The sequence below is a fragment of the Streptomyces sp. NPDC042259 genome (assembly GCF_055582085.1).
Genome location: NZ_JBVJDW010000005.1, coordinates 17340 through 40048 on the forward strand (window position 1 = coordinate 17340; position 22709 = coordinate 40048).

General features: G+C 73.0%; 17 protein-coding genes. 6 read left to right on the forward strand and 11 right to left on the reverse strand.

The features are described 5' to 3' along the window. The first annotated feature begins 10 nt into the window (after nt 1-10). The 3 genes from ACZ6MA_RS15660 (at nt 11) to ACZ6MA_RS15670 (ending at nt 3177) form a co-directional block, all read left to right on the forward strand. A complete protein-coding gene (locus ACZ6MA_RS15660; RefSeq protein WP_469434159.1) occupies nt 11-2254 on the forward strand; it encodes a hypothetical protein in 2244 nt (747 codons plus the stop codon). A 101-nt stretch (nt 2255-2355) separates the two neighbouring features. Further along, the gene (locus tag ACZ6MA_RS15665) at nt 2356-2922 is read left to right on the forward strand and encodes a hypothetical protein (protein WP_469434160.1); all 567 of its coding nucleotides are present in this window, start codon (nt 2356-2358) and stop codon (nt 2920-2922) included. A 21-nt stretch (nt 2923-2943) separates the two neighbouring features. Continuing rightward, nucleotides 2944-3177, forward strand: a complete 234-nt coding sequence (locus ACZ6MA_RS15670; RefSeq protein WP_469434162.1) for a DUF397 domain-containing protein — start codon at nt 2944-2946, stop codon at nt 3175-3177. 66 nt (nt 3178-3243) lie between these two features. Here ACZ6MA_RS15670 and ACZ6MA_RS15675 read toward each other — a convergent pair whose 3' ends face one another. From ACZ6MA_RS15675 to eccB, 6 genes are all read right to left on the reverse strand, one after another. Further along, nucleotides 3244-3519 (reverse strand): WXG100 family type VII secretion target, encoded by a 276-nt coding sequence (locus ACZ6MA_RS15675; protein WP_469434163.1) that lies wholly within the window; start codon nt 3517-3519, stop codon nt 3244-3246. A gap of 35 nt (nt 3520-3554) precedes the next feature. Further along, complete coding sequence (locus ACZ6MA_RS15680) at nt 3555-3899, reverse strand: WXG100 family type VII secretion target (protein ID WP_469434165.1); 345 nt, start codon at nt 3897-3899, stop codon at nt 3555-3557. 133 nt (nt 3900-4032) lie between these two features. After that, nucleotides 4033-5469: an outer membrane protein assembly factor BamB family protein gene (locus ACZ6MA_RS15685; RefSeq protein ID WP_469434166.1), complete on the reverse strand. Its 1437-nt coding sequence runs from the start codon at nt 5467-5469 to the stop codon at nt 4033-4035. Nucleotides 5470-5524: 55 nt separating this feature from the next. Further along, entirely contained in the window at nt 5525-6985 is a 1461-nt protein-coding gene (locus ACZ6MA_RS15690) for an outer membrane protein assembly factor BamB family protein (protein WP_469434168.1), read from the reverse strand. Next, entirely contained in the window at nt 6982-8397 is a 1416-nt protein-coding gene (gene mycP, locus ACZ6MA_RS15695; RefSeq protein ID WP_469434170.1) for a type VII secretion-associated serine protease mycosin, read from the reverse strand. Before mycP ends, ACZ6MA_RS15690 begins: the two co-directional genes overlap by 4 nt. 4 nt (nt 8398-8401) lie before the next feature. Further along, nucleotides 8402-9991 (reverse strand): type VII secretion protein EccB, encoded by a 1590-nt coding sequence (gene eccB, locus ACZ6MA_RS15700; RefSeq protein ID WP_469434172.1) that lies wholly within the window; start codon nt 9989-9991, stop codon nt 8402-8404. Between the two features lie 195 nt (nt 9992-10186). Here eccB and eccE point away from each other — a divergent pair, with 195 nt between their 5' ends. From eccE to ACZ6MA_RS15715, 3 genes are all read left to right on the forward strand, one after another. Continuing rightward, nucleotides 10187-11509 (forward strand): type VII secretion protein EccE, encoded by a 1323-nt coding sequence (gene eccE, locus ACZ6MA_RS15705; RefSeq protein WP_469434174.1) that lies wholly within the window; start codon nt 10187-10189, stop codon nt 11507-11509. Further along, complete coding sequence (locus ACZ6MA_RS15710; RefSeq protein ID WP_469434175.1) at nt 11506-12279, forward strand: hypothetical protein; 774 nt, start codon at nt 11506-11508, stop codon at nt 12277-12279. The genes eccE and ACZ6MA_RS15710 overlap by 4 nt, the downstream gene beginning before the upstream one ends. A gap of 377 nt (nt 12280-12656) precedes the next feature. Beyond that, nucleotides 12657-15374: an SCO5717 family growth-regulating ATPase gene (locus ACZ6MA_RS15715; RefSeq protein WP_469434177.1), complete on the forward strand. Its 2718-nt coding sequence runs from the start codon at nt 12657-12659 to the stop codon at nt 15372-15374. An 82-nt stretch (nt 15375-15456) separates the two neighbouring features. Here the strand turns inward: ACZ6MA_RS15715 and ACZ6MA_RS15720 are convergent, their stop codons facing one another. From ACZ6MA_RS15720 to ACZ6MA_RS15740, 5 genes are all read right to left on the reverse strand, one after another. Then, nucleotides 15457-16422, reverse strand: coding sequence for a bifunctional riboflavin kinase/FAD synthetase (locus ACZ6MA_RS15720; protein ID WP_469434178.1), 966 nt, complete (start codon nt 16420-16422; stop codon nt 15457-15459). A 50-nt stretch (nt 16423-16472) separates the two neighbouring features. Further along, nucleotides 16473-20564: a trypsin-like peptidase domain-containing protein gene (locus tag ACZ6MA_RS15725; protein ID WP_469434179.1), complete on the reverse strand. Its 4092-nt coding sequence runs from the start codon at nt 20562-20564 to the stop codon at nt 16473-16475. Nucleotides 20565-20832: 268 nt separating this feature from the next. Then, nucleotides 20833-21882, reverse strand: a complete 1050-nt coding sequence (gene truB, locus ACZ6MA_RS15730) for a tRNA pseudouridine(55) synthase TruB (protein WP_469434181.1) — start codon at nt 21880-21882, stop codon at nt 20833-20835. After that, a complete protein-coding gene (gene rbfA / locus ACZ6MA_RS15735) occupies nt 21879-22364 on the reverse strand; it encodes a 30S ribosome-binding factor RbfA (RefSeq protein ID WP_130880200.1) in 486 nt (161 codons plus the stop codon). The genes truB and rbfA overlap by 4 nt, the downstream gene beginning before the upstream one ends. Before the next feature lie 31 nt (nt 22365-22395). Then, complete coding sequence (locus ACZ6MA_RS15740; protein WP_469434182.1) at nt 22396-22689, reverse strand: DUF503 domain-containing protein; 294 nt, start codon at nt 22687-22689, stop codon at nt 22396-22398. Nucleotides 22690-22709: the final 20 nt, after the last annotated feature.

A 22709-nucleotide genomic window follows, 5' to 3' on the forward strand; every position in this document is an offset into this window, starting at 1 on the left:
CGCACAGATCATGTTGGGTTACCGGACCTTACGAGACGCGGACCTGGCCGCCCTGGAAGCGGCGGTCGAGGCGTGGCAGGCCCTGCCGAAGCGAATCCAGGGCGTGGGCGACAAGTTCGGCCACGAGGTCGAGAATCCGCTGTACGCCTGCGACTGGGAAGGCGAGGCGGCCACCGCCTGCTTCCGCACCCTGGCCCGCACACGGACGGAACTGCTGGCGGCGGCCGAGGAGGCCCGGGACGTCCACACCGTTCTCGACCACGCGCTCGGCCGCTTCCGCGCGGCCCGCAGGGCGCTGGACCAGGTCGCCGAAGCGGTGGCCCGGGACGGGCACTTGAGGCAGAACGAGGACGGGCGCGTGTACGCCGAGACCGGTTCCTCCGCCCTCACCAAGGGCTACCAGGAGACGGTCACCGCGCACAACGAGGCGGTGGCGCGGGCCCTGCGGTCCGCGACGGAGGCCGACGACGACCTCTACTGGGCTCTGCTGCAGGATCCCAACGGCTCCCGGGACGTGGGCTTCAACCGGGACGGTTACGACCGGGACGGCCGGCGGCAGGCCGAGCGGGACGCGGGCCGCGCCCTGGAACTGGCCGCCAAGGGGCCCGGCATGAGCGACGCGGAGCTGTCCCGGCTCAACGCGCTGCTCGGGGCCCACCGCGACGACCCGCTCTTCGGCGAACGCATCGCCACCTCGCTCGGTCCCGGGGGTGTGCTCCGGTTCTGGGCCGGCATGGCCGACCCCCGGCAGGTCGGCCCGGGCCGGGGCCGGCCGGAGCTGCTGCGGACGCTTCAGGAGCACCTCGGTGTCACCCTCGCCTCGGCGACACGGGTCGAGGGCAAGGCCATGGACTCCTGGAAGGCGGGGGTCATCGAGGCGGGCGGGAAGCGGATCGGCACCGATGCCGGGGGAAACCCGTGGGGCTTCCAGGTCATGAGCAACCTCATGCGGCACGGCGCGTACGACGGGAAGTTCCTCACCGCGTACGGCGACGCCCTCCTGCGCATGGACAAGAAGGTCGACAGCGGCGCCTTGTCCTTCTGGACGAACCCCGCCAACACCGCGGACCTCACCTACCACGGTGGCAGGAACGACCGCGGCCAGGACCCGATGACGGGCTTCCTCCAGGCCCTGGGCCACAGCCCGGAAGGCGCGGCGCGGTTCTTCGCGCGGCCGGCGGGCGTATCGGGCCCGGTGGACGAGGAGTCGGAGGTCAACAAGAACCTCTGGTACCTCGCCAAGGAGCGTCACTGGCACCCCGACGTCACCTTCACCGGTGACTCCGGCAGGATCGCGGGCCACAACGCGCTGGGCCACGCGCTGGAGTCGGCGACGACGGGCAGCCCGTACGACGCCCCGGCGGGCGCGGACCGTCGGAGCGGGGCGGCGGCGAGGGTGATGGAACAGGTCGCGTACGTCTACGGCGGCGACAACTCCCTGATCCACCGGCAGCCGGGCATCGCCGACAGCCTCGGCAGGATGGGAGCGGCGTACATCGACGACCTCAACTACGCCGTCTCCGGCATCGGCGACCACGGCGTCGGCCGGGACGCGGTGGCCTTCCCGGCGAAGTACGAGGGCCGGGCGGAGTTCGGCCGCTACGGGGCGATCGGCTTCCTCAGCACACTGGGTCAGAGCGAGACGGCACACGGGTATGTGTCCCGGGCCGAGCACCTGCATACGTTGAGCGCGCTGGACGCGAACCCGGCGACGGACGAGGCGGGTTACCGCCGGGGCCGGAGCGCGCTGCTGGCGGAGGCGGAGGTACGCGGCATCCTCGACCACGCCCGGGTGGAACAGGCGGCGGCGGAGCACGCGCACGATGCCGAGGAGAACAACAAGAGCTTGGCCCGGTCGACGGAGTGGAAGAAGTGGGTCGTGGGAGCCACGATCGGCGCGGGGGTGGCGGTCCTGCCGGTGCCGGGCGCGGCGGCGGTGGGTGCGTCGGTCGTTCCGCTGGCGGGCGAGACGGCGGGCGGGATGGTGAACACGTATGTGGGGCAGCGGTTCGACAGGGCGGCCGAGGCGGTGGAGATGCGGCCGGATGAGGCCGCCAAGGTGGACGAGAACCGCTTTTACCGCGCAGGCGAGAACGATATCGCGGATACCTATTACGCCTATTTGAGGAACCACAAGGAGTTCCAGCAGCGAGCCAGCGACGCCGACCTGGCACAAGACATCAAGAACAGGTACGGCGGCTCGGGTGCCGATATGGATGACCACCTGGGGCACGCACCTCACGAAAAGGAATAACCACCGTGGACGCCCCCAGAAAGGTAGCAGTGTGCACGATCCTCGCCCTGGCACCCCTGGGCTGCTCAGGCGGCAACCGTCCACAGGAGGAACCGTTGCACGTGTCCGCTTCGGACGCCTGCGGCTCGCTACTCACGAAAGCAGCGGCGAGGAATTTGGAAACCCTTGCCGGTCAAACGGAATTCATCGAGGATACCTACGCAGGAACCAAAAGGTTTTCAGCTGCGCTGCGCGCCTCTGAACTGGCACCGGAGGGGTGGGAGGAGCGGGAACTGTGCCGACTTATCACCAAGATTGACGCAGGGGGAAGGAAGAAGCGACTGGTCGTCTCCGTGGCCTTCTCATGGAGTGACACCGAAGTGGCCAAATCACGCCGCGAAACAGACAGAAAGACGAGTACGGGAGAGCTGACCCTTTACCCACTCGGATTGCGCGCCGAAGCCGATGCAGATGGTGCTGCCGTTTATTTCACATGCCGCGAAGGCGGTCGCCCGAAAAGCGCAAAGGTGCTGCGAGGAGACCTTTGGACGGCCAACACCAAACTCACAGGCCAAGCAGGCCGAAGCGCCCGGATGCATGTTCTCAACGCCGCCGCGCGCAGCGTAGCCCGGCAGCTCGGCTGCCTCGGCGCCGCCAATCTCCCCGAAACCTTCCAAAAGGTAACCTGAAAACCAAAGGAGAACCCGACAATGGCTGACGAGCAAGAAAAAGCCGAGCTGTACGCCATGGACATTTCCGACGCCGAGTGGCTCAGTGCCCCCGGGGATACCTCCGAGGAACGCGTCGAGATCGCTTATCTGGCCAACGGGGCCGTGGCCATGCGGTCGTCCGCCGAGCCCGAGACCGTGTTGCGCTATACCGAGGGCGAGTGGCGCGCGTTCGTGCTCGGGGTGCGGGACGGCGAGTTCGATCTCAAGCCCTGATACGCGGAGGGGGCGTGCCCGGACGGCAGTCCGTCCGGCACGCCCCGCATCAGGTCACCGGAACCGCTAGAAGCGGCCCGCGTTCTTCTTGTCCACGGCCTGGTAGCTGTGAGTGGCCTCGCGGAGGAGGTCGCCGATCTTCTGGAGGGTCTGGGTGAGGTCCTGCGCCGTGGCGTCCCAGCCGCGCTGGCGGGCGTAGAAGGCCTCCTTGGCCTCACCGTCCCAGTCGTCGACGACATTCTTGACCTGCGACTGCAGGTCCCCGAGGCGCTGCGCCATCGTCGTGGCGGACTTCTTCACCGAATCGGAGGCGTTGATGACGCCTTCGTATGTGATTTCCATCGGAACTCCCTGTCCTGCTGCGTCGTGGGCGAGTGCTACGAGGTGACGTTGAAGCGCGACAGGACACCGCTGCTGCCGGCACCGCCGTCGATCTTGAAGCTGTTCAGCCGGTCCGCTTCGTTCTGGTTGAACCCGTCACGGCTCGCCTGAAGGGCTTCGCGGGTGAAGTCCAGGTACTCGTTGAGCTTCCGGACGTCGTCGTTCACCCGCCGCTGCAGCTCGGCGTACTGCACCTGGGCGTCGCTTCGCCAGTGGGAGCTGATGCCGTCCACGACGGTGGTCAGGTTGCGGACGGTGTCGCCCAGCATGGTCTTGACCTCGTCGAGGTCGCCCACGGCCTTCCTGAGCTTTTCATCATGCGTACTGAGCTTGCCGGACATGATTCACCGTCTCCTTGTTGGGATTCGCCCCGTTGGCCGTGCCACCGCATCACTCTAGTCACATGCGGTGACTCCTCCAACTCATTTGAGTAGTCATTGAGTTGTGCTACTCAGTGGATCTGAGTAGCCGTACTCACCGGGGGTCCGGCTCGCTGATCGCGAGGACCATTCCGCTGTCCTCGGATCCGAACCCGCCGTCGTTCACGAGGAGCAGGCGTTCGTTGCGCAGCCGGGGGAAGCCCTCGGATTTCGCCATGGCCGATTCGTTCTTCAGGTCCTCGGACGTGCCCGTGTGGTCGACGGCGCGTACCGCCTTTCCGCTGGACGTGGCGACGTAGGAGAGCCGGCCGGGGCGGTCCGGGGTGGCGAAGGTGTAGGCGGCGAGCTGGCCGTCGCGTACCGATACGGGCATGGTCAGGCGGTTGGCGTCGGCCTTGAAGGTCCAGCGCTCCTTGCCGGTCGCGAGGTCGTAGGCCATGGTCGCGCCGCGGCCGGCGACGTAGAGGGTCGTCTTGTCGACCAGAGCGCCGGTGCAGCCGGATGTGGCGAGGAAGCAGGTGCCCCGCACCCAGAGGTTGTTGTAGGCGACGCGGGCCTTTTCCTTTCCGTTCTCCGGGTCCAGCACGATGAAGTCGTACTGGTTGTCGGGGCCGCCGTTGCCGGGGGCCTGGGAGAGGACCAGCGGGTTGGTGGAGATGATGGAGAGGTAGCCGTCATTGCGTTTGATGGTGCGGCTCCATCGCGACTTCTCCAGCTTCTCGGGGTTGATCGAGCGGATCTTGATGGTGTCCGATCCGCAATAGGTGAGGGCGATCAGCCGGTCACCGCCCGCGGAGTCGACCATTTCGCAGCCGTCGCGCTTCTCCTCCTCGACCCGCTTGCCGTCCTTGAGGCGCCGCGTCTGTTCGCCGTTGCCCCAGATCGCGTAGACGTGCTTGTCGTGGAGGGCGAGTTCGAGGGAGGCCTTGCCCCATTTACCGGGCGTGAGGGAATCGCCCGCGTCCTTCTCCGGGACGAGGAGTTCCTCCCAGATCCGGTGGCCGTCGCGCAGGTCGACGGCCATCAGGTGCGTACAGGCGCCGCTGAACTTGGCGGCGATGACGGCGACGTTCCCCTCGGACTCCCGGGAGGCCGAGCACAGCTGGCCCTGGAGGAGGAACGACCACTTCTTCGCGCCGGTCTTGATGTTGTAGGCGGTGACCATGTCCGGCTCGGCCTTGACCACCAGCGAGGAGGTGAACCAGGTGCCCAGCGCTTCCCTGGCGTCCTTCTCCGGCTTGGTGCGGGCCTTGGCCATCCACGCGACCCGGCCCGCGGCGGGACCGTTCGCGGTGGCGGCGGGCTTCTTCGCACCGGACGAGTCGTCACCGGTGAACGCCCACAGGGCGCCGCCGCCCGCGGCGAGCAGGACGGCGAGCACCAGGCCTATGAGAGCCGGTTTGCGCCAGGCGGGCGGACCGCTGCGAGGTGAGGGCGCGGAAGGGCCGGAGGGGCCGGAGGGCGGTGTCATCGGGGGCAGCGGCGCCGATGGCGGCTGGTGCGGATAGCCGTAGCTCGGTGGTTGCGTCACTGACTGGACTCCTGCGTTCTGGTTCTGGTGGCTCGGCGGGGCTGACAGGGGCGGGTCAGTGGAACGACATGATCATCGAGGGGTCGCTCATGCCCTCTTCCGGGACCAGGTAGAGGCGGTCGTCACGGAAGTAGGCGGTCCCGCGGCGGGCGAGCCAGTACTCGCGCTCGGCGGATTCCTGCGGCAGCTTCATGTAGACGGTCGGGGTGCCGTCGGCCGGGTCGAGGGAGAGCAGCTTGCCGCCCTCGTCCTTGGTGGCCATCTGGTAGACGAGCAGACGTCCGTCGCGCAGGGCGACGGGCCGGTTGGCGCGGTTGCCGCCGAGGGGGGCGGTCCAGCGCTTCTTGCCCGTGGCCAGGTCGAGCGCGACGATGGCGGTGACGCTCACCCCGTCGTCGTCCGTCCTGTCGCTGCGGGTGGAGAGGTACAGCGTCTTGCCGTCGGTCACCGTCCTCTCGCAGGACGCCAGCTGTCCCTTTCGGCACTCCTCGAAGTGGTACGGGCCCGCCGAGATGGATATCAGGGCCTTCAGATGACCCTTGTCGTCCAGCGTCACGATGTCCGAGGGCGAGTTGTCGTTCTCCCGGCCCACCGCCAGCACCGGGGGGTCGACGGAGAGGACGTTGTGCACCTCGATGCCGTCCATGACCTTCCAGGTCCACTTCTCCACGCCGGTCTTCGGGTCCACGTTCATCACGAACTGCCGCCCGAAGATCTGGCACTGGGCGACCGTGAGCTGCCGGTCGCCCTCGACGGCCGTGCCGCGTTCCATGCAGCCGTAGTCGCGGGGCTTGCGCTTGGCGCCGCTCTTGGCGTCGTAGACCAGGGCCTCGCCCACCTCGGCCACGTTGACCGTGCCGCGGCTGATGGCGATGTTGGCGGTGCCGCGCATGTCCTTGTTGCCCTGCGCGTTGACCATGTCCTTCGTCCACAGCTGACGGCCGCGCTCGATGTCGACGGCCATCAGCTTGTCGCACTCGAACTCGGCCTTGCCGTACACGATCACGGCGATGCCGTCGTCGGGCTTGGCCGAGCGCGTGCAGGCGAAGCCGGGGACGGGGACGGTCCAGCTGGGCTTTCCGGTGGCGGCGCTGTAGGCCGTCACCGTCTTCTTCGTGTTCATCACGACGTTGCCCTTGGCGAACCACAGCGGGGCCACCCGGTCGGCGTGGTCCTTGTCCGGGGAGGGCATGGGGACGATCCAGTCGAGCTTCGCGTCGACGGACCGGGTGGGCTTCGCCTCGGGCGCCGCCTTTTCGTCGCCCTTGCCCCACAGCAGCCAGCCGCCCGTGCCCGCTCCGGCGACGAGCAGCACGGCGAGCCCGATGAGAAGGCCCTTGCGGCGTGCGCCCGTGCGGGAGGCGCCCGAGGGCGGCCCGCCGTTCCCGGCCGGGGCCGGGCCGAACGGCTCCGGCGCCGGGCCGAAGCCCTGTGCCGCCGTGGGGGCCTGGTCGGGGGAGGGGCCCCAGGGCCGGGGCGGGCGCTGCGCGTCGTGTGGGGGAAGTGGCTGAGTCATGGGTTCCTTCGTGCCGGTGCCGCCTGGTGCGAGGGGCGGCGCTTGCGGTCTCTTACGACCATGGCCGAGCCCGCGATCACGGCGATCAGGACGGCCGTGCCGCCCAGGGCGTACGTCGCGAGCCGCACCTTACGTTCCTGGGGTGTCTCCCCCGGCGGCAGGGCTGCGGGCTGTGGGGCCGCGACGGTGCGGGCGGGGCCTTGGTGAGGTGTGACGCGGTCGATGGGGTGCTCGTCGTCGGTGAGGGCGCGGACGGGGTCGACGACTCCCCAGCCGATGTGCCGGTCGCGGGCTTCGGCGGCGCGTTCGGCGGTCTGCTCGATCTGCGCCACGACCTGGTGCTGTCGCCAGTCGGGGTGTTTGGCCCGGATGAGGGCGGCGACCCCGGCCACGTAGGGCGCGGAGAAGCTGGTGCCGTTGTCGACGCACTGGCCGCCGCCGGGCACGGTGGAGACCATCTCGACGCCGGGTGCGGCGACGCCGACGAACGGGCCGGACTGTGAGAAGGGGGCGCGTTCGTTGTTGCGGTCGGAGGCGCCGACGGCGAGCACGCCCGGGTAGGCGGCCGGGTAGGTGGCCTTCGACTTGCCGTCCTGCCCGTCGTTGCCCGCCGAGGCGATCACGACGACGTCGCGGGCGAGGGCCGCCTCGACCGCCAGCTCCAGATCGGAGTCGGGGTCCAGCCGGTCGGTGGTGTCCTGGGAGATGTTGATGACGCGGGCGCCCTCGTCCACGGCCTTCTTGATGCCCTGGGCGAGGGTCCGGGAGGTGCCGGTGCCCTTTTCGTCGTTCTGCCGGATCGGGATGATGACGGACTCCGGGGCGAGGCCGACGAAGCCACTGGCGGGGGACGGGCGGGCGGCGATGATGCCGGCGACCTTGGTGCCGTGGCCGACGGTGTCGACGGTGGCTCCCTGGCCCGCGGCCTCGTTCCCGCCGTCGTTTCCGCCCTCGTTCCCGCCCCGGGCCTCGCTCCGGCGCCCGTTCTTGTCGGCCTTACCAGCCTTGTCTGTCTTGCCTGCCTTGTCTGTCTTATCCGCCTTGTTCGCGCTCGCGGCCCGGTCCTTGGCCTCGGTGAGCAGATCGGCGCCGCTGCCGACGTCCACGGCGTCCTTGAGCTGGGGGTTCCTGGTGTCGACGCCGGTGTCGATGACGGCGACGCGTACCGGGCGGCCGTGGCTGTCCTTGCCCTTGGTGTGCTGCCAGAGCTGGTCGAGGAGTACGCGTTGCAGTGACCAGGGCGTGCCCTTGATGGGCTTCGCGGGGTACGTGCACTGGCCGCTTCCCGACAGGGTCCAGGGGGCCGCCTCGGCGGCCGGGCCGGCAGCGGCCGGCAGGGGGCCGGCGGCCCCGCTCAGGGCCGTCATAAGGAGGGCCGCCAGCAGGGTCGCGGTCATGGGTGTGGTCTTCATCAGGCTACGAACCCTGGGGCTGCTTGGCGCTGTTGGAGTCCAGGCGCGGTCCGGTCGGCAGGAAGGCGGACCAGTTCGCGGGCACCGGCACGGGGTCGACGTCCCGGTATCCGAGTCTGGTCCGGGCCTCGTCGGGCTGCTGCCGGCCGGCCTCGGGGGCGGCTTCGGCGGGGTCCGCCTCCTCGGCCGGCCCCGGGGTGGGGTTCCGGCCGATCCGCGAGGCGTCCTTGGCGCTGTCGTTGTTGGACTGCACGGCGTAGCGCAGACCGGTGTCGGCGACGAGGAAGACCGCGCCGCTCCTGGTCTGGCGCCCGGTGACCTGCCGGTAGAGGAGGCCGGAGCCGGGGGTGACGTAGGCGCTGGTGGCACCGTCGGGGATGGTGGCGGGGTAGTCGGTGCCCGCCCAGGTGCCCAGGTCGAGGGTGCCCTTGGCGCTCATCCCGCCGAACAGGCTGCACACGGTGTCGTGGCCGCCCGCGCCGGCGTCGACGGAGTTGGCCTGGCGCGGCACCAGGTCGGGCCAGTGCGAGGTGCCGTAGAACTCCTCGGCATCGGGGGTGAAGTCGGCGGCGCTGACCCGCTCGGGCGTGCCGGCCTGGCCGAGCGAGGCGAGCCCCTTGCTGTTGAGCAGCAGTTTGGCGACGAACTCCGAGACCCGCGCGACCTTGCCGGGCAGGACGACGTAGTGCTGGGTGCCGGTGCCGGCCGGGGCCTGGAGGATGGTGCCGACACGGTTGGCCCGGGTGCCGAGCGTGGGCACGCCGGCCGGTTCGCCGATGGCTCCGCGCACCTTGGGGAAGGTGATGGGCGTGCCGTCGTTGAACGTGCCGAGCCAGTCCTTCGTGACGGGCTGCGGGTGCGCGCCGTCGCGGAAGAGGGAGCGGAGCAGCAGGTTGTGTTCGGCGGTGTCGGCGGTGCGCCAGTCGGGGCCGCCGATGAGGTATTTGGTGCCCTTGGGGTCGATGAGATAGCGGGCGCCGTCCGGGCCCTGAACGTACAGGGCCTGGCCGCCCCGCAGCCGTTGGGATCCGTTCAGCCGTTTCCCCTTCGGGTCACGGTCCGAGAAAAGGAAGACCGCCTTTTGAGTGGTTTTCCCGTTGCCGCCGGGCTGTTGGCAGACCGCCCACTGCTTCTGTTTGCCCGCTTGACCGGCACTGGGCATACGGTCCGGCGCGTAGGGAATGCCGAGAGTCGGCCCGCGCGGAATATGGCCGTTGTCGAGTTCGGATTCGCGGACCTTGATGACGGATGCCTTGTCAGGGGTCAGCAGAAGCTTGGCGGAGGCCAGGTTGAGCACCGGGTGGAGCTGCTTCTTGCCGTCGGTCATGAGGACGACGTAGCGGGTGGTGGACTCGCTGCCGACGATGACGTGGGCCTCGGGGGTGTCCCAGCCCTTGGGGGCGGTGGGTCTGAACATGCCCCACGCGCCGAAGCCCGCCACGAGCAGGGCGCCGACGACGATGCCGGGGAGCACGGTGCGCAGCGGGCGCGGCGCTCCCTCTTCCGTTCCGCTGGGCGAGGGTCGCAGAAAGGCGGCAACTGTCCGTTTCTTCGCGAAAGTGTAGGCGTTGAGTTCATCCCGCCGTGATGCCATGTTGCGCCGTTTCTCCCCAGTATTCGGCTTCGGTTGACGGGCGCCGCCCTCGGCCCCGGTGTCGTACCGACCCTCTACTATGCCCGTAGGCGAGGGAAGCCCGACGTCGGGGATCTGTCCCGCAAGGGATGGTGCACGATTTCGGCGCGGGTATTGCCGGTGCATTTCGGTATATACGAGGGGGCTTTGACGGGGATGGCTGCCGCGACGCGCGTACGGGCGGCGGGAGGCACGGCGGGCCGGCCGGGGCCGGCGCCCCGGCCGGACTCCGCCACCCCTCCGGCGCCTTCGGGTGGTGCGGTGCTCCCGCGCCCCGCACGGGGGGCCGGGTCGTCGCCGTTGCGGCAGCTCGTGCTCGTCGAGATGGCGGTGGCCGTCGTGCTGCTCGGGTGGGCCGCGGGCCGGGCGGCGCTGGTGGTAGCGGCGGTGCTCGCCGTGCCGCTGCTGCTCCTGGCGGTACTGCGGCGGGGTCATCGGCCGGTCGTGGACTGGCTGACCACGGGTCTGGCGCTGCGGCGGCGGACGCGGCGCGCGGCGGAGCCCGCCGCGCCGGGCACGGATCCCCGGCTCGCGCCGGTCGTGGAGTGCGAACCCGCGCTGCGTACCGAGGCGTTCACCGCCCGCGAGCGCCGCGTGGTGGGCCTGGTCGGGGACGGGACGTTCCTGACGGCGGTGCTGCGGATCGAGGCCGTGGACGCACCGCTGCGCGCGCACCGCGCGGAGAAGGCTCTGCCGCTGGCCCTGTTGCGGGACGCGATGGACGTCGACGGCATCCGGCTGGAGTCCGTCCAGGTCGTGCAGAGCACCCTGCCGTCCCCCGCCCCGCATCTGCCCGCCCAGACGCTGACCGCCCGGAGCTACGCGCCGCTGCAGGCGCTGACGGGCTCCCCCGCCGTGCGGCTGACCTGGGTGGCGCTCAAATTCGACCCGGAGCTGTGCCCGGAGGCCGTCGCCGCGCGCGGCGGCGGCGCGACGGGCGCGCGACGCTGTGTGCTGCGGGCGGCGGACCAGTTGGCCAGCCGGCTGCACGGCGCCGGTTTCAGCGCCGTGGTGCTGTCGGAGGAGGAGCTGACGGCGGCGATCGCCACGGCCGCGAGTGTCAATCCGATGGCCACGGCCCAGGCGGGGCGCACGGGGACGGCCGTGCGCCGTACCGCCGAGACCGCCCGCGCCTGGCGCTGCGACGACCGGTGGCACACCACGTACGGGGTGGGCCGCTGGCCACGGCTGGGCCCGGCGGCGACTCCCCTGCCGCAGCTGGCCGCGCTGCTCACCGCCCTGCCCGCGCTGGCGACGACCCTGAGCGTGACGCTGGGCCGCGGCCGCACGCGCGGCGGGCGGCACGCGCCGACGGTGACGGGGCATGTGCGGATCACCGGGCGCGGCGCCGATGAACTCGCGGCGCTCGGCCGGGAGATGGAGCGGATCGCGCGGGCGGTGAAGGCCGGACTGGTCCGGCTGGACCGCGAGCAGGTGCCGGGTGTCCTCGCCACACTGCCGCTGGGAGGGACCCGTTGACGCATCCCACCACGCCCTTCCCGCCGCCGGTGCCCGCGGCGACGCCCGCTCCCGCCCCGGCGGCCCGTCGGCCGCGTTTCGGGTTCGGCTTGCCCGGGCCCCGTCGCGGGCGGCACGAGCTGTCGGCGGAGGAGTTCGACGCACTGGCGCTGCCGGTGGGGGACGACGGTGTCGTCATCGGCTCCGACGCGCAGGGCGCCCCCGCGGTCCTCGGCCTCGGCCGTCCCAGCCCTTTCGACGTGGTCCTGGTCGGCGGGGCGTGGACGGCGCAGATCATCGCCGTGCGTTCCGTCGCCACCGGGGCCCGGGTCGCCGTCGAGACCGGGCGCCGGCCGTTGTGGACGGGGCTCGCGCAGGCCGCCAACAGCGGGCAGCAGTGCGTCACCCTGCACGACGTGGGCCGTATGCCGCCGCAGGGCCCGTCGGTGCACAGCCCCGTGCTGGTCGTCCGTGACTGCGGCGCGCGACCGCCCCGGGGGCGCGTGGGACCCGCCCCCTGGCAGTCCGTGCTGACCCTGCTGCCCTATCTGAGTCCCGTCGCCGAGCGGCTGATGGGGAGCGCGGACCTCGTCGGCGTCCAGCGTGTCTCGCCGGAGGAGGCGCGGCAGGCGGGCCGCGTCATGGGGCTGCCGCACAAGGATGTGGACGCGCTGTCCACGCTCCCGGACGGTGTCACCCTGTGGTGCAATCCCCGGTCGCGGATGTATGTCACCACGCGACCGACCGAGCCCGAGGCGGGGTTGCTCGGTGCCGAGCGCCGCATGGACTGAGGGACGGGCCCTGGCCGCCGGTTCCCCGGGAAAACCGCCGGTCCCCCATGAAATACGCGGCAGATAACGGGACATGTCAGGAAGCGGCCGCCGTGCGTACGTTCCGCGTGGGCGTGCGCCTGTATGCCGGGGAGACGGCCGGGACGCCGAAAACGGGTGCCGGCGGGCAGGTGACGGCGGGGGCGGCTGATGGGTCGGGGACGGGCCTGCCGTGGCGATGCGGATGACGATTAGTCTTGGTGTGCGTACGCACGGGAGAACCCGACGCCGGGCCCCTCGCGTCACCCATGGGGGACCGGGCAGGCGGACGACGCGAACGGTCGGCCCCGACAGGCGGATCAATCGGGCGCCGGACCAAACCAGCAGCAGGAGGAATTGTGGGCAGCGATCGGAACGAGATCCGCGCGGCAGGGGACACAGCCGGCGAGGACCGGTCCGACGCCGGGCACGACTACGAGCACACCGGCGAGTTCACCATCGACTACTCGCCGCCCGCCTGGTACACGCAGAACCCGGCGCCCGCCCCGGCCCCGGCGGCGGCCCCCGCGACCGAGACCGCCGAGGGCACTTCCGCCGAAGGCGCCTTTGCCGCCGTGAGCGAGCCCGACGGGGCGGACGACGTTCCGCCGCCGCCCACCGGTGCCCCGCTGCCGTGGCCGCCCGCCCCGGACGAGGCCGCGGGCCCCGACGACCGGGCGAAGGCCGTCGCGGACGGCGCGGGTGCCCAGGGTGCCGAAGCCGATACCGCGGCGCGTCCGTCCCACGAGGCCGAGGCCCGTACGGACGAGGCTCCCACGGCCCCCGCTCCGGCGGCCTCCGCCACCTCGGACGACTCGGACACCCCGGGTACCCCGGACACCCCGGGTACCCCGGACGGCTCGGGTGTCACGGACGGTCCGGCAGCCCAGTCCTGGGATCCGCCGTCGTTCCCGCGGATCTCGCTGCCGCCGCTCCCCCCGAACTTCCCGCCCGCGAGCCCGGAGGCGTGGCCTTCGCCGGCACCGGACGCCGCCACGCCCGCCCCCGGCCCCGAGGCGCCGACGCCGCCGCCGGCCGCCCAGCCGGCCCCGCAGTCCTTCCCCGCGCCGCCCAACCCGGCGGCACCGCAGGGCGGTTACGGCTACCCGGGCCCGGACGCGCCGAGCGCCCCGGCCCCGGCGACACCCCCCGCACCCCCGGCCGTTCCCGCCCCCGCTCTTCCCGAGGGCGGTTACGGCTACCCGCGCCCCGACGTGGAGGCCGCGTCCGCGCCCACCGGACGGCCGCTGCCGAGTGCTTCGTCCGCCGAGAACCCTCCGGCGGCGCCCGAGGCCGACTCCCCCGCGCCGACCGGCGGTTACGGCTACCCGCGTACGGACGCGGAAGCCGCCCCCGAGCCGGAGCCGCAGCCCCCGCACGCCGCCGCGTCGGCCCCGGCGGCGCGCGAGGAAGGCCAGGGCACGGGCGGTTACGGCTACCCGCGCCCCGACGCACAGGACGCTCCCGCCGCCGTTCCCGCACCGCCGCAGGGCGGCTACGGCTACCCGGGCGCGGACGCGCCGGGCGCCCCGGCCCCCACCGCGCCGCCGGCCGCCCCGGCTCCCCAGGGCTACGGCTACCCGCTGCCGGAGGGCCACGGCCCCGCCGCCCCGCAGCCTTCGTACGACCGGCCCGGGGCGCTGCCCCCGGCCGCCGTCCCCGGGCAGCCGGTGCCCGGACAGCAGGGCCCCGTGGAGCCCGGCCCGTACCCGGCGGCTCAGCCGGGCCCGCCGCAGGCCCCGCACGCCGCCTACGCGGCGCCCGGTGCGCTGCCGCCCGCCGCGTCCCCGGTGCCGCCCGGCGCGATGCCCGACCCGGCGCGGCCCGGCGCCCCCGTCGACCCGCGGACCGGCGGCTGGCCGGCCGTGACGCCCGAGCAGCGGCAGCGGTCCGTGCACGGGGCGCCGCTCGGTTACACCGCGGCGGTGGAGCTGTCCTCGGAGCGGCTGCTCAAGAACAAGCCCAAGCCGAGGAAGCAGAGCGGCAACGGCCGGTTCAAGTTCGGCGGCAAGAAGGAAGAGGCCGAGCGGCAGCGCAAGCTGGAGCTGATCCGGACGCCGGTGCTGTCCTGCTACCGCATCGCGGTGATCAGCCTCAAGGGCGGTGTCGGCAAGACGACGACCACCACCGCGCTCGGTTCGACGCTGGCCAGCGAGCGCCAGGACAAGATCCTCGCGATCGACGCCAACCCCGACGCCGGAACGCTCGGGCGCCGGGTGCGCCGTGAGACCGGGGCGACGATCCGGGACCTCGTGCAGGCGATCCCGGGCCTGCACAGTTACATGGACATCCGCCGTTACACCTCGCAGGCCCCCTCCGGTCTGGAGATCATCGCCAACGACGTGGACCCGGCGGTCTCCACGACCTTCAACGACGAGGACTACCGGCGGGCGATAGACGTCCTGGGCAAGCAGTACCCGATCATCCTCACCGACTCGGGCACCGGTCTGCTCTACAGCGCCATGCGCGGCGTTCTCGACCTCGCCGACCAGCTGATAATCATCTCGACCCCGTCCGTCGACGGGGCGAGCAGCGCGAGCACCACCTTGGACTGGCTCTCCGCGCACGGTTACGCCGAGCTGGTCTCGCGCAGCATCACCGTCATCTCCGGGGTCCGGGAGACCGGCAAGATGATCAAGGTGGAGGACATCGTGTCGCACTTCGAGACCCGCTGCCGCGGTGTCGTCGTCGTGCCGTTCGACGAGCACCTGGCGGCGGGCGCGGAGGTCGATCTCGACATGATGCGGCCGAAGACCCGCGAGGCGTACTTCAACCTGTCCGCCATGGTCGCCGAGGACTTCGTGCGGGCGCAGCAGCAGCAGGGCCTGTGGACCTCGCACGGCGGCAACCAGCCGCCGCAGCTGGCCCCGCCGGTGCCGGGCGGCTACGCCCCGGAGCCCGGCCAGGGCGGCCCGGCGGGGTACCCCGGCCAGGGCGCGCCCCCGGCCCCCAACCCCTACGGCGGGCATCCGCAGCCCCACCAGCAGCCGGGCCCGTACCAGCAGCCGGGCGGCTGGCAGCAGCCTCCCCCGCAGGGTGACTACGGCTACCCCCAGCAGTACCCCCCGCAGCGGTAATCCCGGCGGACGCGAGAGGGCCCCGGGCTGCGTCGCAGCCCGGGGCCCTTCGTTTCCCTCGTACGCGGGACGCGCGGCGGCGTCAGCCGACCGCGGCGGCGCTGTCGTGGGCCGCGACCAGCTCCCGGGCCCGCTTCACGTCGTCCGCCATGCGGTCCAGCAGTTCCTCGATCGACGCGAACTTCTCCATCCCGCGCAGATAGGCGAGGAAGTCCACGGCGGCGTGCAGCCCGTACAGATCGAGGTCGACCCGGTCGATGGCGTAGGCCTCGACCGTTCGCTCGGTGGCGTCGAACTGCACGTTCGTGCCGACCGAGATCGCCGCGGGCATCGACTCGTCGCCGACGGTCAGCCAGCCCGCGTAGACCCCGTCCGCCGGGATCGCGGTGTGCGGCAGCGTCTCCACGTTGGCGGTCGGGAAGCCCAGCTCGCGGCCGCGCTGCGCGCCGCGCACCACGACGCCCTCGACCCGGTGCGGACGGCCGAGGATCTCCATGGCACCCGCCACGTCGCCCTCGCCGACCAGACGCCGGGTCAGGGTGGAGGAGAACGGCAGTCCGCCGCCCGCCTCGCCGGTCACGTACAGGTCGATGACCTCGACGTCGTAGTCGTAGGTGCCGCCCAGCTCCGTCAGGAAGCCGACGTCACCGGCCGCGCGGTGGCCGAAGCGGAAGTTCGGGCCCTCGACGACGAGGCGCGCGCGCAGCTTGTCGACGAGCACCTTCACCACGAAGTCGGCGGGCGAAAGCTTCGAGAACTCCGCCGTGAACGGCAGGATCAGCACCGCGTCCACACCGAGTTCCGCCATCAGCTCCGCGCGCCGGTGGTGCGGGGACAGCAGCGGCGGGTGGCTGCCCGGACGGACGACCTCGCTGGGGTGCGGGTCGAAGGTCACCACGACCGAGGGCACGCCCAGTTCACGCGCCCGCTCCACCGCACGGCCGATGATCAGCTGATGCCCGCGGTGCACGCCGTCGTACGAGCCGATGGTGACGACGCTGCGCCCCCAGTCCTGGGGGATGTCCTCCAAGCCACGCCAGCGCTGCACTCTGCCCGCTCCTCGCCCGAACCCGAACCTTTGTCTGTGATTACGCAGGACTAAGAGTGCCATGCCGGTAGACGGCGGTCCGCATCGGCCGGGGCACCGGCCGCCGGGTCCGCCGCCGTCACCGGGTCCGCCGCGTCGGCCGCGGAATCCGGAATGTCAGCGTCCGGCGATTCGGCCGTCAGCCTGACGCGCACGCCCGGGCTCACCACCATCGCCCACTGCGCCGGCGCGGTCCGCAGCCACCCCCGCACCTGGGCGCCGAAGGCCGGCACGTCACGGGCGAGCTGGGTGAGCCGCCGGTCGAAGCAGGCGGCTCCCTCCGGCGTACGGGCCATCAGCAGCCCCGTGCGGTGGACGAGGTCCCGGGTCCGTGCGCTGCGCTCGCCGGACCCGCCCACCACCGCCCGCAGGAGGGTGTCGAGGACGGTGACGTCCCGCTCGTGCGGCCCGTACTGCTCGCACTCCAGCAGCACCTCCAGCAGCTCCTGGCGCAGCGGGCGCGACACGGGCGTACCGGGGGCGGCCAGTACCGGTGCGAGCGCCCGGCGGACCTGGGCCGGGTGGGTCCGCAGCAGATCCGCGACCAGCGGGAAGAGGACGGCCCGGCCGGCCGGGCCCGCTTCCAGCCGCCGGTCGACGAACGCGGCGGCGTGCCCGGCACCCTCGGGGTGGTGCTCCAGGTGCTCGCGCACGAGCGCGGCCGCCCGGCGGGCGAGGGCGGGCGTGGTGACCTCGGCGAGGGTGCGCAGCACGTCGCCGGGCCCCTCCCCCGGCTGGTACAGCCGGGCGCGGAAGGCGGCGAGGACGGGCTCGGGGTGGGTGGTCAGGGCGGCGGCGAGGGCACCGGGCGGCAGGTGCGGGTCGCCGGCGGTGAAGCGGGCGATGGCCTGCGGGAGATGTTTGGAGCGGGTCTGCCGGTCGCGGACGAGGAGGGCGAGCGCGGCTCCGTGCAGGGTGCCTTCGGCGGGGCGGTCGAGCAGGGCGAGCGCGGAGTAGCGCAGCAGCTGCCGGTCGGCCTCGGTGGTGACGTTCGGGGCGGCCTTGAGGGCGTACGCGGCGGCGGCCACGTGCCGTTCGACGCGGTCGTGGTGGGCCCAGCGGTCGACGGCCCGGCACAGCGCGGACGGCTCGTCCTCGGCGAGGGCGGACAGCAGCTCGTCGGCGCGGGGGTGCGCGGCGTCCACGAGGGCCTCGGCCAGGTCGTCGACGGCGCGCCCGCGGTGGGTGTGCAGGAGGGCCTGGGCGGCGGTGGAGACGGTGGGGCGCACCCCGAAGCACGGGGCGCCGCCGTCGGGCGCGGTCTGGAGGGGGCGGTCGTCGCCGAACCAGCGGCACAGCAGGGGCTGTGCCGTGCACGGGTCGTCGGTGAGCACGGTCGCCACGGCGGTCAGGAAGCGGTCGGGCTGCGGCGCGGGCCGCTGCGGGACGGTGGCGGTGCCGGGGGGCGGCCCGTCGGCGGGGAGCAGCACGCGCAGCAGGTCGAGGCGGTCGGCGGTGCCGAGCGGCAGCCGGAGCCAGAACCACGGCCCGAATTCGGCGAGGCCGCCGAAGGTGCGGGTGGCCCCGCCGTCGAAGCCGCCGTGGGCGAGGGAGCGGGCGGTGACGCGCTCGGCGAGCAGGTGCAGGACGTCGAGGTAGGGGGTGGCGTCGGGGACGCGCAGCAACGCTTCGCCGAGCAGGTGCGCGGCCCACCAGACGGGGTCGGGGACGGTCCGGGGCGCCTGGTCGTCGGCCGGCGGCGGCTCCGGCGGCGTCGCTCCCGCGTCCGGTTCCGGCCCTTCCTCCTCGGGGGCCGGCATGGACCGGAGCGGGAGCGTCTCGACGGCGTGGACCAGCGCGCCGAGGCGGCGGGAGAGTTCGGCGGGGCCGGAGCGGCGGGCGAGGAGGAACAGCGCCTGGAGGACCGGGCCGATGCGGTGGCGCGGGACGGGCAGCGGCCGGGACGGCTTCCGCCCGGTGTCGCCGCCGCGCCGGGCGCGGCGGCGGGCCGCCGGCGTCGGGGCGGGCTCCTCTTCCCGCCGGGACGGCAGCCGCGCGGTGGCCGTCCCGGGGGTGCCCTCGGGCTCGTACCAGTGGTGGACCAGGGCGTGCAGCGCGGTGTCGAGGTCGAGGTGGGCGCCCTGGAGCCAGTCGGAGAACTCCTCGTGCGCGAAGCGGTAGCCCGTGCCGGCCGGTACGAGCAGGCCCTCGGTCAGCACCGCGGAGGCCCAGCCGGTGCGCCAGGGGAACAGCTCCTCGAAGGCCTCCCGTTCCAGCTCCCCCTGGCCCGGCCCCAGGCACCGCCGCGCGGCCTCGTGCACCTGCCCGGCGACGCGCGTGGCGAGCCGCCGCACCGCCGCACCGCGCGGGGGCGGGGTGCGTGCGGCGGCCAGCCGGACGGCGATCCGCAGGCAGACCAGATCGAGGTAGGCGGAGAAGACGTCCCACCGGTCGGGGGCCCGGTCCCCGGCGTCGCCGGCCGCCCTGCCGCCGGGGAGCGCGGCCTGGACCTCCGCGAGCAGCCGCAGGGCGAGGGGGTGGCAGGCATCGGCCGGGGAGACCGCGTCGGGGGCGATGGCGTAGGCGGCACGGGCTTCGGCGGCCTGACCGGGCGCGAGGTCGGTGAGCAGGACGCAGGGCGGCAGCGTGCGCAGGTGGGTCGCCGGTGACGGCACGTGCAGCGCGGCGCGCGGGAAGTGGGCACCGGCGCTCTCCCAGTGCTCCGGGCGGCAGGCGACGATCAGCCGGGTGGCCGTCTTCTCCAGCCAGTCCGCCGTCGCGGCCGTCCAGGCGGGCAGGGCGTGGGCGAGGCCGGGCGGCATCTCCTCGGGGCCGTCGAGGAGGACGAGGAGCGGGCGGCCCACCTGGTGCGCCATCTCCGCGACGGCCTCCGGGGTGGCGTCGGCGGGGTCTCCCACCGTGCCGTCGGCGCCGGCCGAGGCGGCGACGATCCGTCCCGCGGTCTCCAGCACCCGCGCGACGGCGTCCCGGACGCTCTCGTCCCCGGTCCGCAGGTCCGCGCCGCGCAGCCATACGGTCGGCGCGGGCTCGTCCCCCCGCGTCCGGCGCCCGGCGAGCGCCGCCAGCTCGGTCGTACGCCCCGTGCCGGGGTCGCCGACCAGTCCCAGCACGCTTGCCTCGCGGCTCCGGGCACCCGGACGGCCCGGCGGGCCGTCGTCCGGCTCGGGGCCGTCACCCCGGCGGGTCCCGCCGGCTTCCGGCGCCAGGCCGTCGGCCCGGCCGCCCCCGCCACCGCGGGGGCGGCTCCCCTGATCACTGCCCGGTCCGGCGTCCCCGGAGCCTCCGGACGATGCCGCCGAGTCCTCGCCGGGCCCTCCCCGGCCCGCGCCGGCACCGTCGTTCCGCCCGCCGGGGCCTTCGCTCGCGGTGGTGTCGTCGTCCTCGCTCAGGAACCGGGCGAACTCCCGCTCGGCCTCCGGGCGGGCCACGGGCTCGCTCCACGCCAGTGAGGTCGTGGCCGGGCCGAGGGAGGTCGCCGTGAGCTGCAGGCCGCCCGCGAGATTCAGCTCGGGGCCGTACGCGGGGACCGTGGCCGCGTTGCGGCGGAGGAGTTCGGCCAGGGGCCCGTCCGGGGCCGTCGCGGCGGCGGCGCGCAGGGGGATGGCGAAGCCGCCGGCCCGTTGTTCGGTGTGGAGCGCGGTACCGAGGACGGCGACGACCGCACCGGTGCGGGCGTCGATGACGGGGCCGCCCGTGGCCTCCTCGCCGAGCCGCAGCCCGTCACGCTCGCCGAGGGAGAGCTCCAGCGCGGCGCCGAGCAGATGGAAGCGGTCGGTCGCGGTGTAGATCACCAGGGCGTCGCCGACGACCTGGGCGGTCTGCCAGCGGCCCGCCCGCAGCCGGACCTTCGTGCCGCCCTCGACGCACTCGGTGCCCGCGACCGGCAGCGGCGGGACGCGGAGGCCCTCGGTGCGGACGAGGGCGAGGTCCGCGCCGGGCAGGGGGGTGACCGCCTCGACGCCGACCAGGCACGTGCGCTCGCCCGGCGCGTGCAGCACCAGACGGGCCAGGCCGTCGACCGCCTCGTGGCTGGTGATCACGGTGCCGCGGTCGTCGGCCACGAAACCCGTGCCGCGTGGCCGCCCGGCGAGATCGCGGATACGCACCAACGATTCGTCCGCATCGGCCCGCCGAAGACTCATCCGCCGATACCTCCCCGCCATGCCGGTTCGTTCCGACCGTAGGCAGCGGATGATCGGCGGGACAGATCACAAGCCGAACGCGCCCCCCTCCACCCCCGTTGTTCACTTCGAGCGCCTGCCCATTGGGGTGAATCCGCCGTGCCGGATGGATAGACGGCAGGACCGGGGTATCGCGTGCGGCGCGACGACGGCGCCGAACACGACAGAGGGCGGGCGCAGTGCGCCCGCCCTCTGTGCCGTACCGGAAGCTCGGCCCGGTGGCGGAAGGTCAGCCGAAGACCGCGAGGCTCTTCGCCTTGCCGCCCTGGTTCTCCACCAGCACCAGGAACCGGCCGTCCGGGCCGTAGACCGCGATCGGTCCCGTGGTGTCGAAGAGCGGGACCTTGATCCGGACGCCGTTGCCGAGCAGGCGGGCCTGCTCCTCGTTCACGTCCCAGCGCTGGAACGCCGCGGCGGCCGCGTCGGCGACCGGCATGACGGTCAGCTCCTCCTGGAGCTGGTCCAGCGTGCGGGCCTCGCCCAGCGCGTAGGGGCCGACCCGGGTGCGGCGCAGCGCCGTGAGGTGGCCGCCGACGCCGGTGTCGGCGCCGAGGTCGCGGGCGAGGGCCCGGACGTACGTCCCCGACGAGCAGACGACGGAGACGAGGAGGTCCTGCACCGGGGTGCCGTCCGCCGCCTCGGCCGGGTGCACGGCGTGCACCGCGAAGGAGGAGACCGTCACCGGGCGGGCCGGGATCTCGAAGTCCTCGCCCTCGCGGGCCCGGGCGTACGACCGCTTGCCGTCGATCTTGATCGCGCTGACCTTCGACGGGACCTGCATGATCGTGCCGGTGAGCTTGGCGACCCCGGCGTCGATCGCCTCGCGGGTGACCTCGGAGGCGTCGGCGGACGAGGTGATCTCGCCCTCGGCGTCATCCGTCACGGTGTTCTGCCCGAGACGGATGGTGGCCACGTACTCCTTCTCGGTCAGTGCGAGGTGACCGAGCAGTTTGGTGGCCCGCTCGACACCGAGGACGAGCACACCGGTCGCCATCGGGTCGAGGGTGCCGGCGTGGCCGACCTTGCGGGTCCGCGCGATGCCGCGCATCTTGGCGACGACGTCGTGCGAGGTGAAACCGGCGGGCTTGTCGACGATGACCAGACCGTCCGGGCAGGCCTTGCGGGGGCCTTTCGCCTTCGGGCGCTCCGGCCGGGCCGCGGACCCCTTGGGCTCGGCGGCCTCCGCGGCCTCGGCGGCCCGGGCGGGCTCGGCGGCGGGCCGGGCGCCCGCGTCGGCCGCCGGGGTCACCGGACGCTCGCTTGCTGCCTGGTCGTTCATTCGGAGGCTGCGCCCTTGCTGTCCGAGCCGTCCGAACCGGCGTCGTCGACGCCGTCCTCGTCCTCGCCGGGCTTGCGGTACGGGTCCGCGTCACCGGCGTACTGGGCGCCCGAGGACACCTCACGGACCTCCGCGTCCTTGGCCTTGGCCTTGGCGAGGAGGTCGTCGATGGTCCGGGCGTTGTCCGGCAGGGCGTCCGGGACGAAGGTCAGGGTCGGCGTGAAGCGGACCCCGGTCTCCCGGCCGACCGTGGAGCGCAGGATGCCCTTGGCGCTCTCCAGCGCGGCCGCCGAGGCGGCCCGCTCCTCGTCGTCGCCGTAGACCGTGTAGAACACGGTGGCCTGCTGCAGATCGCCCGTGACCCGGGTGTCGGTGATGGTCACATAGCCGAGCCGCGGGTCCTTGATCCGGCGCTGGAGGGTCTCCGCAATGATCACCCGGATGCGGTCGGCCAGTTTGCGCGCCCGCGCGTTGTCGGTCATGCGCCTACTTCTTTCTTCTTCGGTTCAGTCATCAGTCGTCGTCGCCGTGGATCCGCCGTCGTACCGACAGCAGTTCCACTTCCGGCCGCCCGGCGACGAGGCGCTCGCAGCGGTCGAGAACGTCCATGAGGTGCGCCGCGTCCCCCGAGACCGCCGCCAGGCCTATCTCGGCCCTGCGGTGGAGGTCCTGGTCGCCGACCTCCGCCACGCTCACCGCGTATTTGCGGTGCAGCTCGGCGACGATCGGACGGACGACGGAGCGCTTCTCCTTCAGCGACCGGACGTCGCCGAGGAGGAGGTCGAAGGACAGTGTCCCTACATACATGCGTTACGGGTGAAGCCCAC

What these genes read in the sequence shown, in the direction of transcription:
- eccE (WP_469434174.1), top strand. Translation starts at nt 10,187, where the DNA reads ATGGCTGCCGCGACGCGCGTACGGGCGGCGGGAGGCACGGCGGGCCGG.
- ACZ6MA_RS15725 (WP_469434179.1), bottom strand. Translation starts at nt 20,564, where the DNA reads ATGAGTCTTCGGCGGGCCGATGCGGACGAATCGTTGGTGCGTATCCGC.
- truB (WP_469434181.1), bottom strand. Translation starts at nt 21,882, where the DNA reads ATGAACGACCAGGCAGCAAGCGAGCGTCCGGTGACCCCGGCGGCCGAC.
- ACZ6MA_RS15690 (WP_469434168.1), bottom strand. Translation starts at nt 6,985, where the DNA reads ATGACTCAGCCACTTCCCCCACACGACGCGCAGCGCCCGCCCCGGCCC.
- ACZ6MA_RS15680 (WP_469434165.1), bottom strand. Translation starts at nt 3,899, where the DNA reads ATGTCCGGCAAGCTCAGTACGCATGATGAAAAGCTCAGGAAGGCCGTG.
- ACZ6MA_RS15660 (WP_469434159.1), top strand. Translation starts at nt 11, where the DNA reads ATGTTGGGTTACCGGACCTTACGAGACGCGGACCTGGCCGCCCTGGAA.
- ACZ6MA_RS15675 (WP_469434163.1), bottom strand. Translation starts at nt 3,519, where the DNA reads ATGGAAATCACATACGAAGGCGTCATCAACGCCTCCGATTCGGTGAAG.
- ACZ6MA_RS15740 (WP_469434182.1), bottom strand. Translation starts at nt 22,689, where the DNA reads ATGTATGTAGGGACACTGTCCTTCGACCTCCTCCTCGGCGACGTCCGG.
- eccB (WP_469434172.1), bottom strand. Translation starts at nt 9,991, where the DNA reads ATGGCATCACGGCGGGATGAACTCAACGCCTACACTTTCGCGAAGAAA.
- ACZ6MA_RS15670 (WP_469434162.1), top strand. Translation starts at nt 2,944, where the DNA reads ATGGCTGACGAGCAAGAAAAAGCCGAGCTGTACGCCATGGACATTTCC.
- mycP (WP_469434170.1), bottom strand. Translation starts at nt 8,397, where the DNA reads ATGAAGACCACACCCATGACCGCGACCCTGCTGGCGGCCCTCCTTATG.
- rbfA (WP_130880200.1), bottom strand. Translation starts at nt 22,364, where the DNA reads ATGACCGACAACGCGCGGGCGCGCAAACTGGCCGACCGCATCCGGGTG.